The sequence below is a fragment of the Streptomyces sp. SolWspMP-5a-2 genome (assembly GCF_900091845.1).
GTDB lineage: Bacteria > Actinomycetota > Actinomycetes > Streptomycetales > Streptomycetaceae > Streptomyces > Streptomyces doudnae.
The window spans coordinates 1-12,021 of the sequence record NZ_FMCI01000001.1 but is presented as its reverse complement, the minus strand read 5'-3'; the positions used below and the strand labels follow the sequence as shown (position 1 = coordinate 12,021).

The window sequence follows — 12,021 nt, the reverse complement described above, 5'->3', positions numbered from 1 at the left end:
CCGCGCACCGCCCCCGCCCGGCTCGCCGACCACATCGCCGCCACCCCGCACGCCCTCGCGGTCTGCGGAGCGGGACGCCGCTACGACTACGCCCGGCTCGACACCGAGGCCGCCGCGCTCGCCCGGCGGCTGCGCGCGGCCGGCATCACCCCCGGCTCCCTGGTCGGCGTCTGCCTCGACCGCACGCCCGACCTCGCGGTGGCCCTGCTCGCCGTCTGGCGGGCCGGTGCCGCCTACCTGCCGCTCGACCCCTCCCACCCCCGGGCCCGGCGCGAGTTCACCGTCACCGACTCCGGCATCGACTGGATCGTCACCGACACCGCCACCCGCCCCGCCGTCGAGGGGCTCCCCGTCGACCTGCTCGTCCTCGACACCGCCGACGACACCGACCCGGCCCCCACCGACGACGTCCTACCGGCCCTCGACGACCTCGCCTACGTCATCTACACCTCCGGCTCCACGGGACGCCCCAAGGGGGTCGAGATCACCCACGGCAACCTGGCCTGGCTGCTCGGCGCCGCCGACCGGCACTTCGACTTCGGACCGGCGGACGTCTGGACCCTGATGCACTCGCCCGCCTTCGACTTCTCCGTCTGGGAGCTGTGGGCGCCGCTCGCCTCCGGCGGCCGGGTCGTCGTCCTCACCGCGGACCAGGTGCGCGACCCGGCCGCCGTGCACCGGGTGCTGCGCGAGGAGCGCGTCACCGTCCTCAACCAGACCCCGGCCGCCTTCAAGGGACTGCGCGCCCACCTCGCCGACACCGGCGCCGGGTTCCCCGAACTCGCCCTGCGCACCGTGGTGTTCGGCGGCGACGCCTTCGACGCCCGCGACTACCGCGACTGGTTCGCCGCCCCCGGCCCGCGCCCCGCCCTCGTCAACATGTACGGCATCACCGAGACCACCGTCCACGTCACCCTGCGCACCATCACCCGGGACGACACCGACGGCGGCGAGCGCTCACCCGTCGGCCGCCCGCTCGACGGCGCCCACGGCTACGTCCTCGACCCCTGGGGCAGACTCGTCCCGCCCGGCAGCGTCGGTGAACTGCACGTCTCCGGCGGCGGCGTGGCCCGCGGCTACCGCAACCGGCCCGCACTCACCGCCGAACGCTTCCTCGACGACCCCTTCGCCGCCCCCGGCACCCGCATGTACCGCACCGGCGACCTGGTCCGGGTGCTGCCCGACGGCCAGCTCGGCTACGTCGGCCGCGCCGACCACCAGGTCAAGATCCGCGGCTACCGCATCGAACCCGGCGAGATCGAGACCGCGCTGCGCGCCCTGCCCGGCGTCGCCGACGCCTCCGTCGTCGCCCGCCGCGACGGCGGCACCGCCCGCCTGGTCGCCCACGTCGTCACCCCCGAGGGCCGCCCCCTCGACCCGCCCGCGCTGCGCGAGGGACTGCGCCTGACCCTGCCCGACTACATGGTCCCGGCGCTGTTCGTGCGCCACGACCGGCTCCCGCTCACCGCCAACGGCAAGGTCGACCGGGCCGCCCTCACCGCCCTGCGCCCCACCGGCACCGGACAGGGCGCCCACGTGCCGCCCGAGGGCCCGGTCGAGACGGCGCTCGCCGGCGTGTGGAGCCAGGTCCTCGGCGTCGAGCACGTCAGCCGCACCGACAACTTCTTCGAACTCGGCGGCGACTCCATCCTGGCCCTGCGCCTGGTCGGCCTCGGCCACCTCGCCGGCCTCGGCTTCAGCGTCGCCGACGTCTTCCGCACCCGCACCCTCGCCGCGCTCGCCGCCCTCGTCCACGACGTCGGCGACGACCCCGCACCGGTCGCGCCCTTCTCCCAGCTCGACCCGGCCGACGCCGAACGGCTCCCGGACGGACTCGCCGACGCCTACCCGCTCACCATGCTCCAGGCCGGCATGCTGCACGAGATGCTCGCCGACCCCCGGCGCGGCGCCTACCACAACGTCACCGACCTGAAGATCAGCGTCCCCGAGGGCTTCGACCTCCGTGCCTTCCAGGCGGCCGTGGACGCGGTGGTCGCCGGGCACCCCATCCTGCGCACCTCCGTCGACCTCGTCTCCTACCGCGAACCCCTCCAGCTCGTGCACCGCAGCGCCCACCTGCCCGTCGGCTACACCGACCTGCGCGGCCTGCCCCGCGACGAGCAGCGGGCCCGGCTGCACGCCTTCGTGGACGAGGAGTTCGCCCGCCGCTTCGACCTCGCCGCCGCGCCCCTGGTCCGCATCCACCTGCACCACGTCTCCGACCACGACCTGCGGCTGGTCCTCACCGACTGCCACGTCGTCCTCGACGGCTGGAGCCTCACCTCCCTCGTCGCCGACCTGCTCGCCCTGCACCGCGAGGCCGTCGCCCACGGCACCGCCCCGCAGCCGCCCACCGCCCCCGCCTTCGCCGAGTACGTCGCCCTGGAGCGGGCCGCGCTGGGCGGGGAGGAGGCGCTCGGCTACTGGCGCGAGCGGCTCGCCGACCTGCGCCCTGTCACCCTGCGCAGGCGCCCGCCCGGCGAGGCGGCGGGCCGCCCGCCGGTCCACGAGGCCCGCCGCTCCTACGCCGGACTCGCCACCGGCATCGGCGCGTTGGCGAAGGAGGCCGGGGTGCCCCGGCGCACCGTGCTGCTCACCGCGTTCCACCACACCATGAGCCTCTTCGCCGACCGCGACGACAGCGTCCTGGGCCACAGCGTCGGCCTGGTCACCAACGGGCGCCCCGAGCTGCCCGGCGCCGACCGGATGCGCGGACTCTTCCTGAACACCGTGCCGTTCGGCGTGGCCCGCCCGCGCGCGTCCTGGCTCGCCTACTTGCGGGACGTCTTCGCCGCCGAGCAGGAGATGCTCCCGCACCGCCGGGTCCCGCTGGTCCGCATCGCCGCCCTGCGCCCCACCGAACCCCGGCTGACCGACACCGTCTTCAACTACGTCAACTTCCACCGCCTCTCCCACGAGTCCTGGGACGACTCCCTGGAGATCGCCCGCACCATGTTCCCGCTGCTGGTCAACGCCAGCGTCAACGCCTTCACCCTGGACGCCGACCCGGAGTTCGTCGCCCCCGCCACCGCCGAACAGCTCGCCGACGTCTACCGCGACGTCCTCGCGGCCATGGTCACCACCCCGCACGCCCCGGTCACCCGGCCCGCGCTCACCGGCGCCGCCCGCGCCGCCGCCCTCGACGAGGCCACCGGCCCCGACCTCGCGCCGTCCCCGCTGCTCCTGCACGAGCACATCGCCCGGCACGCCTCGGCCACCCCGCACGCCCTCGCCGTCGAGCACGGGCCGCAGCGGCTCACCTACGCCGAACTCCACGAGCAGGCCGGACAACTCGCGCACCGGCTGCGCCGGTTGGGCGTCGGCCCGGAGACCGTCGTCGGGATCTGCACCGACCGCGGCCCCGACCTGGTGCGGGCCGCCGTCGGAGTGCTGCGCTCCGGCGGGGCGTTCCTGCCGCTCGACCCGCAACACCCCGCCGACCGGCTCGCGTTCATGGCCGAGGACAGCGGGATGCGGGTACTGCTGACCCAGCGCGCCCTCGACGGCACCGTCCCCTTCGCGGGACCCGTCCTGCACCTCGACGAACCCGCCCGCCCCGAAGCCCCGGTCCCCGGCCGCGCACCCGACGCCGACACCCTCGCGTACATCATCTACACCTCCGGCTCCACCGGCACCCCCAAGGGCGTGGCCGTCCCGCACCGCGGCCTGTCCAACATGCTCGAAGGCCAGCGCGACCTGATCCGGCCCACCGCCGACGACCGGGTCCTGCAGTTCGCGTCGTTCGGCTTCGACGCCTCCGTCCTCGAACTCACCTGGTCCCTCGCCAACGGCGGCTGCCTCGTCACCGCCGCCAAGGACGACCTGCGTCCCGGCCCCGACCTGGCCCGCACCCTGCGCGCGGCCCGCGTCACCGGCGCCATGCTGCCGCCCAGCGCCCTCGCGGTCCTCGGCGACGACGACTTCCCCGACCTGCGCGTCCTCCAGGTCGCCGGGGAGGCGTGCCCGGCCGAACTCGCCGACGTCTGGTCACGGGGCCGCCGCTTCCACAACGTCTACGGCCTCACCGAGACCTCGGTCTGGTCCGTCGCCGCCGAACTCACCCCCGGCCAGGGCCACCCGCCCGTCGGCACGCCCATCCGCAACACCACCGTCCACGTCCTCGACGACGACCTCCAGCCGGTCCCGGTCGGCGTGCCGGGCGAGATCCACCTCGGCGGACGGGCCGTCGGCCGCGGCTACCTCGGACGGCCCGCGCTGACCGCCGCCACCTACGTCCCCGACCCCTTCGGCGCCCCGGGCGACCGGCTGTGCCGCACCGGCGACCTCGGCGCCCGGCGCCCCGACGGGTCCGTGGAGTGGCTCGGCCGCCGCGACGCCCAGGTCAAGCTGCGCGGCTTCCGCATCGAACTCGGCGAGATCGAGCACGCCCTGCGCCGCCTCCCGGAGATCCGCCAGGCCGTCGTCCTGCACCGCACCGACCTGCCCGGCGGCGAACCCGCCCTGATCGCCTACCTGGTCGGGACCGGACCGGCCGTGCCCGACCCGCAGGAACTGCGCGCCCGGCTGCGCACCTCGATGCCCGCCTACATGCTGCCCGCCCGGTTCGTCGTCCTCGACGCGATGCCGGTCAACCGCAGCGGCAAGATCGACAAGCGGGCGCTGCCGCTGCCGCCCACCGAGACGGACCGCTCCGACACCCGGTACACCGCCCCGGCCACCCCGGCGGAGAAGATCCTCGGCGAGATCTGGCGCGAGGTCCTCGGACTCTCCCGGATCGGCGTCCACGACGACTTCTTCCGCATCGGCGGCAGCTCGCTCTCCACCGTCCGGGTCTCCCTGATGGCCGCCGCGCGCGGCCTGCCGGTCACCGTCGGCGACCTGATCGAGCACCCCACGCTCGCCCGGCTCGCCGCCCACGCCGCCCGCGCGGCGGGCGAGGGCCTGCCCGCCACCGTCACCTCCGAGGTACGGCTGCGCGAGGGGGAGGGACGGCCGCTGTGGTGCGTGCACCCCACCGGCGGCAGCGCCGCCTGGTTCGTGCCGCTCGCCCGTGCCCTGCCGCCGGGCCGCCCCGTGCACGCCTTCCAGGCGCGCGGCCTGCTCGGCGGGGTCGACCCGAGCACGGTGACCGGCATCGCCGCGAACTACGCCGCCGAGATCACCGACCGCGACACCACCGGACCGCACGCCCTCTTCGGCTGGTCCATGGGCGCCAACATCGCCCTGGAGATGGCCACCCAGCTGCACCGGGCGGGCCACCCCGTCGCCCCCCTGGTCCTGGTCGAGCCCTACCTGCCCAACACCGCCGCCCGGGAGCGGCTGAACGGCGTCACCAAGGACCTGCGCGAGGCGCTGCGGCTGCGCGACCGGCTGCGCGGCACGTCCGCCGGGGCGGAACGCGACCGGATCACCGCCGAGCTGACCGCCACCCTGCTGGGCGCCGGGATGAGCCCGGCCGAGGCGGCCCTCGTCGAGGACGCGCCGATCGAGGTCTGGCACTCACTGCTCGCCGCCCTCGCCGGGTACGAGGTCCGCCCCTACCCGGGCGCCGTCCACCTGGTCGTCGGCAGCGAGGCCGCCGGACTGCCCCGCGGCCGCACGATGCCCGGCCTGGACGTCGACTACGACACCTACGTCAGCCGGTGGCGCGAGGTCGCGGGCGGCGGACTCACCCTGCACATCAGCGACGGCGACCACATGTCGATGATGGCCGAGCCGAGGGTCACCGGCATCGCCGACCTGCTCACCACCATCGAGGCGGGAGAGACCCGATGACCACCGAGACCCTCGCGCCCGCCCCCGCGGCGCCGAACGCCCCCGCCCCGGTCGAACGGCACCTGCTCGCCGCCGACATGATCGCCGACCCCTACGCCCACCTCGACGCGCTGCGCGACCGCGCCCCCGTGCACTGGAGCCCGCTCCACCACGCCTGGCTGGTCACCGGGTACGACCAGGTGATGCGCTGCCTGCGCGACCGCGCCGTCTCGGCCGACCGGGTCAGGCCCCTCATGGACGCCGTCCCGCAGGGCGCCCGCGCCGACGCCGAGCGCGCCTTCGGCATCCTGTCCCGCTGGATGGTCTTCAACGACCCGCCCCAGCACCGCAGGCTCCGCCAGGTCTTCCAGGAGGCGTTCGCCGCCCGCGCCGTGGCCCGCTACCGCGCCTTCACCGAGAAGGCGACCCGGGCCGTCCTCGCCCGCAAGGCGGTGCCGGGCCGGGCGGGCGACCTGATGGCCGACGCCGCCAAGCCGCTGCCCGCCCTGGTCTTCGCCCGCTGGCTCGGCGTCCCGCGCGCCGACGCGCCCTCCTTCTGGTACTGGAACGCCCGGGTCGCCGACCTCGTCCTCGGCACCGCCCAGGAGGAGAGCGAGTACCGGGCCTCCCTCCAGGCCCTGGTCAGCCTGGAGGACTACCTCGGCGACCTGGTCGCGAGGCGCCGCGCCGCACCCGGCGACGACCTGATCAGCCAGGTGCTGGCGGAGGGCCGGGTCGGGGACTCGGTCAGCGAGACCGAGTTCGTCGGGATGCTCACCCAGATGGCGTTCGCGGGCGGCGAGACCACCAGCAACCTGATCGCCAACACCGTCCTCGCCCTGCACACCAGACCCGACCAGCTCGCCGCCGTCCGCGCCGACCCCGCACTGGCCCAGGGCGCGGTGGAGGAGACGCTCCGCCTCGACGGGCCGTCCAAGATGTCCATCCGCACCGCCGCCCAGGACCTCGACCTCGACGGCCGCACCCTGCGCGCGGGCGACCGGATCTTCCTCGTCACCGCCGCCGCCAACCGCGACCCGGCCCGCTTCCCCGACCCCGGCCGGTTCGACGTCCACCGCTCCGGCGCCACCCACCTCGGCTTCGGCTTCGGCGCCCACTTCTGCATCGGCGCGGCCCTGGCCCGGCTGGTCGCGGTGGCCGCCGTCCGCACCCTGGTCGTCGACCATCCCGGCCTGACCCTCGACGACCCGGCCCGGCTCAGCTGGCAGCCGTCCCTGCTCAACCGCAGCCTCACCGCCCTGCCCGTCCGCTACTGACCGGACCTCCGCGAACCCCCGCACGAAGAAAGGCACATGATGGCCACCACCCTCGCCGGAGCCGGTCCGCGGCTGTGGGCACCCGCCCGGCACCGCTTGTTCCGCCTCCTGTGGGCGGGACAGTCCCTCTCCCTGCTCGGCGACGGCTTCAGCGTCGTCGCGTTCTCCTGGATCACCCTCGGCCTGACCGGCTCCACCCTCACCCTCGGCTACGTCCTCGCCTTCCAGGCGGTGCCCCGCGCCCTGCTCACCCTGGTCGGCGGCAGCCTCGGCGACTCCTGGTCGACCCGCACCCTCATGGTCGTCTCCAGCTGGGCCAGAGCAGCGCTGATGGCCGCCGTCGGCCTCGCAGGTCTCGGCGGCCACCTCACGGTGTGGATGCTCTGCGCCGCCGCCGCCGCGTTCGGCGCGGTCGACGCCTTCTTCCAGCCCGCCCGCGTCTCGATCCTGCCCTCCGTCGTCGACGACGACCTCCTCACCCCCGCCAACGCGCTGCTCGGCGCGGGCGCCAGGACCGCCGCCGTCGTCGGCCCGGCCGTCGGCGGTGTCGTCATCGCCCTGACGAAGGCGCCGGTCGCCTTCCTCGTCGACGCCGTCTGCTTCGCCCTCTGCGGCTGGTGCGTCTCCCGCATCCGCACCAGGCCCGCGGCCGAACCCGACCCCGCGGCGCCCCCGGCCGCGCCCGCCGAGCGCACCACCCTCGGCTCCCGCATCCGGGAGGGCGTCGTCTACACCCTGCGCGACCCCCGGCTGCGCACCGTCGTCGTCCTCGACACCGCCGTCAACTTCTGCTATGCCGGGCCGTTCACGGTCGGGTTCGCCGCCCTCGCCGACGACGTGCTGCGCGGCGGCTCCGCCACCCTCGGCATCCTCAACGGCGCCCTCGCGGGCGGCGCCCTGCTCGGCACCCTCGCCGGCGGCGCCGTCGGCGGCCGTCCCCGGGTCGGCCTGCTGGTCGCCGCCCTCGCCGGGTGGCTGGGCGCCGGGATGGCCGTCCTCGGCCTGGTGCACAGCACCCCGGCCGTGGTCGCGACCGTCCTCGCCATGGGCTTCGCCATCGGCTTCCAGGGCGTGTTCGGCCTGAGCTGGATCCAGCGCAACATCCCGAAGGAGGTCCTCAGCCGGGTCATCTCCGTCGACATGGTCCTCGGCTACGCGGTGGCCCCGCTCTCCCTGATCGCCTGCGGCGCCCTGGCGGGCGTCGACATGTTCGCCCTCTTCGGCACGGTCGCGGCGGTGCTCGCCCTGACCGGCCTCGCGGTCCTCGCGTCACGGGCGGTGCGCGCCATGCGCTGACGTCCGCTCAGCCGGCCCGCAGGGCGGCCGACCGCGCGCACAGGTCCGCGCGGTTGGCCGCCCCCGTCTTGGTGATCAGGCTCGCGATGTGCTTCTCCGCGGTGCGCGGGGAGATGAACAGCCGTTCCGCGATGTCCTTGTTGCCGAGCCGCTCCGCGAGCAGCAGGAACACCTCGAACTCCCGCACCGTCACGCCCTGGGATCGCAGTTCCTCCGGGATGCCGGTGGTGCCCGAACGGTGCTGGTGCACCGGGGCGCCCAGGCGGCGCAGCCCCGCCCGGCAGGCCCCCGACACGGCCGCGACGTCCCGCTCGTGGAAGTAGTGCTCGGCCCGGCGCAGCCAGCCCACCGGGTCGCCCCAGCCGTCCTGGTGCGCCGCGTCCGCGATCAGCCGCAGCCCCAGGTGCTGCGCCAGCGGGTACGGCTCCGACACCGTCAGCGCCGCCTCCACCGTCTCGGCCGCCCGCGCCCCCGCGCCCTCCCTGCCGAGCAGCACGGCGTCGCTGAGCAGCACGAACTGCCGGTTCCAGCGCATCCGGGCCACGGCGGTCGCGGTGATCTCCTCGTGTCTGGCCCGGTCCGCGTCCCCGGCGAGCACGTCCAGCAGCAGCACCAGACCGTGGGTGCCGCTGAGGTGGTAGGTGGACGGGTTGCCCGCCTCCAGCGCCACCAGGGTGCGCAGCTCCGCGCGCGCCAGGTCCCGGTCCTCCTCCAGGAGCCCGCAGAAGGCGCGGGCCAGACCGAGGCCGAGCGGCTCCTCCTGCGAACCGGCGCCGTCCCACTCGGTGAACGCGGCGAGCGTCGCCTCCATCGCGGCCCGGTCCGCGCGGTGCGCCGCCAGCACCGCCTGCGCCATCAGCACGTACCGCACGGCGGGCGCGAGCCGCAGTCTGCGCACCACGGCCAGGCAGTCGGCGGCGGCCGCCGCGGCGCCCTCGTGGTCCCCGCGCAGCACCGCGTCCAGCACCAGGATGCCGTCCACGGTGTGCACGATGTTGACGGAGCCCAGGCGCAGCGCCTCCTCGCGGGCGGCGAGCAGTCCCGCGGTGTCGCCCTCGGCGAGCCAGGCGTTGCCGCCCATGCGGGTGGCCGCGTACATCCGCTGGAGCGGGAGCCGGTGGCGCTCCGCGGTGGCGAGCGCCTGCTCCAGCATCGCCTGCGACTCCTCCGGGTCGCGCTCCCTGGCCACCGTCGCCAGCAGCTCCCTGGCCTGGCAGGCGACGACCGGCAGCGCGTGCCGCTCGGCGGTGTCGGCGGCGGCGCGGGCCAGCTTCTCGGCGTGCTGGGTGCGGTCCGCGCCGGGCGTGTCGAGGGCCAGATAGGCGGCCGTGACGTCGACGGCGGCGGCGGTCGCCTCGTCGGGCGCGCCCGCCAGCACCTCGCGGGCCCGCGCGACCTGCCGGTTGCCGTCGGTCCAGCGGCCCGCCGTGTGGGCGACCTTGGCCAGCCGGGTGTGCAGGGTGGCCAGCCGGACCGGGCTCAGTCCCGCGCCGCCCAGGGCGTGCAGGTCGTCCACGAGGTCGAAGGCGCGCGCGAAGTCACCGGCCTCGGCGAGCGCGGGCAGCAGGTTCTCCAGCACCCCGGCGCGCGCCTGCGGGTCGTCGGCGTCGCCGAGCAGGCTCTCGGCGCGGCTGAGCAGGGTGACCGCGGAGCCGAGAGCGCCCGCGACCAGGGCCCGGCCGCCCGCGTCCGCGAACAGCAGCCCGGCCTCCACCCGGTCCCCGGCCGCCTCGCGCAGCCCGGCGGCGAGGGCGCACCAGTCGCCGCCGAGGCCGGGGTGCAGCTCCTCGACGGCCTCGGCGCCGCGCCGGGCCAGATCGGCCCGCTGACCCGGCGTCATCTGGGTGAAGAGGGCCTCCACGGTGAGGGAGTGCCGGAAGGAGTACCAGTCGGGCGCGGGCTCGTCCGGGAGCACCAGGCGGGCGGCGACGCCCGCGTGCAGATGGCTGAGCAGGGCCCGGTCGTCGACGCCGGTCATGCGCTGGAGCACGGTGAGGGGGAAGCGGCGGCCCAGCACGGCGGCGGCCGACAGCAGGGTCAGACCCTGGGCGCCCAGCCGGTCGATGCGGCGCAGGATGCCGCGCGCCAGCGCTGACGAAACGTCACGGCGCAGATCCCCGACGGACCGCCAGCCCTCCGGGCCCTGCACCAGGGTCCCGGCCCCGATCATGGACTGGAGCAGCTCCTCGACCAGGTACGGGCTGCCCGCGCTGTCCTCCCAGAGCCGCTCCAGGACCTCGGCGGGCACGTCGTCGGGGTCCTCGGCGCCGAGCTGGGCCCTGACCATCTCGTGCACCTGCGGCCGGGAGAGCGGCTGGAGGTCGAGCAGGCCCGCGACCCCGCGGCGGCGGGCGGACTGCGCGAGGTCGAGGGCGTCGCTGAAGTCGGTGCGCACGGTGGCCAGCAGCAGGACCGGCGTGTACTCCAGGTTGTCGACCAGGTACTCCAGGACGCCGAGCGTCTCCGGGTCGGCGTCGTGCAGGTCCTCCAGGAGCAGCAACTGGCCCTGGCCGCGCCCGGCGGCGATCAGCAGCCGCAGCACCGCCTCGCCCAGGATGACCATGGAGCTGCTCTCGCGCTCCCCGGTGTCCCAGTCGGGTATCAGCCGCCCCAGCACCGGACGGTAGGGGCCGAGCGCGAGGTCGTCCATCGGGGGGCCGCCCCGGAACAGCGACATCAGCGCCTCGGTGAGCGGGCGGAACGGCACGGCGGGGCCCGTGGTGCTGCTCCGGCCGCGCAGCACGCGCATCCCGGAGCCGAGCGCGCCGCCGACGGCCTCCGCCGCGAGCCGCGACTTGCCGACGCCCGCCTCGCCGACCAGGAAGACGACACCGCCGTTGCCCTGGCGCGCGTCGGTCATGGCGCGTTCGAGGACGGTGAGTTGGGGGTCCCGCCCGACCAGGGAAGGCGCATGGGAACGCATGAACGCAGATGATAATCCGCTTACGTGCATTTCCGTCAGGTCGCCCGGTTCCCGACCTCTCCGGACGGGACGGCGGGACGCGGGCCGCACCGGACGCCCCGCCCCGCGACACACAGCGGCGCGGACCCGTCCCGCGGGTCCGCGCCGTCACCCGGAAGGAGACCGGCGGGGTGTCAGTTCGGGGCGGACACCGAGGTGTCGATGGTGCTCAGGGTGATGACGATGCCGCTGGTGAGGACCATCCCGGCGAGCACCCGGGCCCGCGCGCAGGCCCGGTTGCGGCCGCTGAGGGTGATGCCGCCCGCGGCGTCCTGCTCCTCGGCGGCGGTGTCGGCGGTGGCGTCGGCGGCGGTGGCGGTGAGGTTCTGGTCCATGACGGTGATCCCCTTCTGGAGTCCCGTGCGGGTGACACGCACGAGGTGGAGGTGGAAGTGCCGTGGTGCGCGGGGCGGAGCGGGACGGTCAGGCGCGAGGGTGTCCCAGGAGCAGGACGGACGGGACGGTCGAGGGACAGGCGAGGCGGAGCAGTCCGTAGCCGATGCCGGAGAGACCGGTCAGCAGCCCGGGGGAGGGGACGTGGTCGGGGGTGGCGCACCGGTGGCCCTGCGCCTCGACGAGGGCGAGCACCCGGCCGGTGAGCCGGTCGAGGGACCCGGCGGCCCGCGGCACGCCCCGGTCGGCGAGCACGGTGAGCGCTTCGAGGGCGCCGAGGGTGCCCCGGCCGAGGCTCAGGTCGGGACCGACCTCGGCCTCCGCGAGCACCGCGGCGGCCCGGGTCAGGTCGGGCGGTCCGGGCAGCCGCGCGGCGGC

At 75.7% G+C, this 12,021-nt stretch carries 6 protein-coding genes; 3 read left to right on the top strand and 3 right to left on the bottom strand.

The window, feature by feature from the left end:
• From GA0115242_RS00030 to GA0115242_RS00020, 3 genes are all read left to right on the top strand, one after another.
• A partial coding sequence (locus GA0115242_RS00030) for a non-ribosomal peptide synthetase (RefSeq protein ID WP_093823145.1) occupies positions 1-5,736 on the top strand: 5,736 nt, incomplete at its 5' end.
• The gene (locus tag GA0115242_RS00025) at positions 5,733-6,992 is read left to right on the top strand and encodes a cytochrome P450 (RefSeq protein WP_093823143.1); all 1,260 of its coding nucleotides are present in this window, start codon (positions 5,733-5,735) and stop codon (positions 6,990-6,992) included. The genes GA0115242_RS00030 and GA0115242_RS00025, both read left to right, overlap by 4 nt.
• A 36-nt stretch (positions 6,993-7,028) precedes the next feature.
• Positions 7,029-8,288, top strand: coding sequence for an MFS transporter (locus tag GA0115242_RS00020; protein WP_237548510.1), 1,260 nt, complete (start codon positions 7,029-7,031; stop codon positions 8,286-8,288).
• Positions 8,289-8,295: 7 nt separating this feature from the next.
• Here GA0115242_RS00020 and GA0115242_RS00015 read toward each other — a convergent pair whose 3' ends face one another.
• The 3 genes from GA0115242_RS00015 to GA0115242_RS00005 all read right to left on the bottom strand — a co-directional run.
• The gene (locus GA0115242_RS00015) at positions 8,296-11,211 is read right to left on the bottom strand and encodes a helix-turn-helix transcriptional regulator (protein WP_093823141.1); all 2,916 of its coding nucleotides are present in this window, start codon (positions 11,209-11,211) and stop codon (positions 8,296-8,298) included.
• Positions 11,212-11,384: 173 nt separating this feature from the next.
• Positions 11,385-11,627: a hypothetical protein gene (locus GA0115242_RS00010; protein WP_256089294.1), complete on the bottom strand. Its 243-nt coding sequence runs from the start codon at positions 11,625-11,627 to the stop codon at positions 11,385-11,387.
• A gap of 46 nt (positions 11,628-11,673) precedes the next feature.
• On the bottom strand, positions 11,674-12,021 hold a 348-nt coding region (locus GA0115242_RS00005), incomplete at its 5' end, for a lanthionine synthetase LanC family protein (RefSeq protein ID WP_275941917.1).

What these genes read in the sequence shown, in the direction of transcription:
- GA0115242_RS00015 (WP_093823141.1), bottom strand. Translation starts at nt 11,211, where the DNA reads ATGCGTTCCCATGCGCCTTCCCTGGTCGGGCGGGACCCCCAACTCACC.
- GA0115242_RS00025 (WP_093823143.1), top strand. Translation starts at nt 5,733, where the DNA reads ATGACCACCGAGACCCTCGCGCCCGCCCCCGCGGCGCCGAACGCCCCC.
- GA0115242_RS00020 (WP_237548510.1), top strand. Translation starts at nt 7,029, where the DNA reads ATGATGGCCACCACCCTCGCCGGAGCCGGTCCGCGGCTGTGGGCACCC.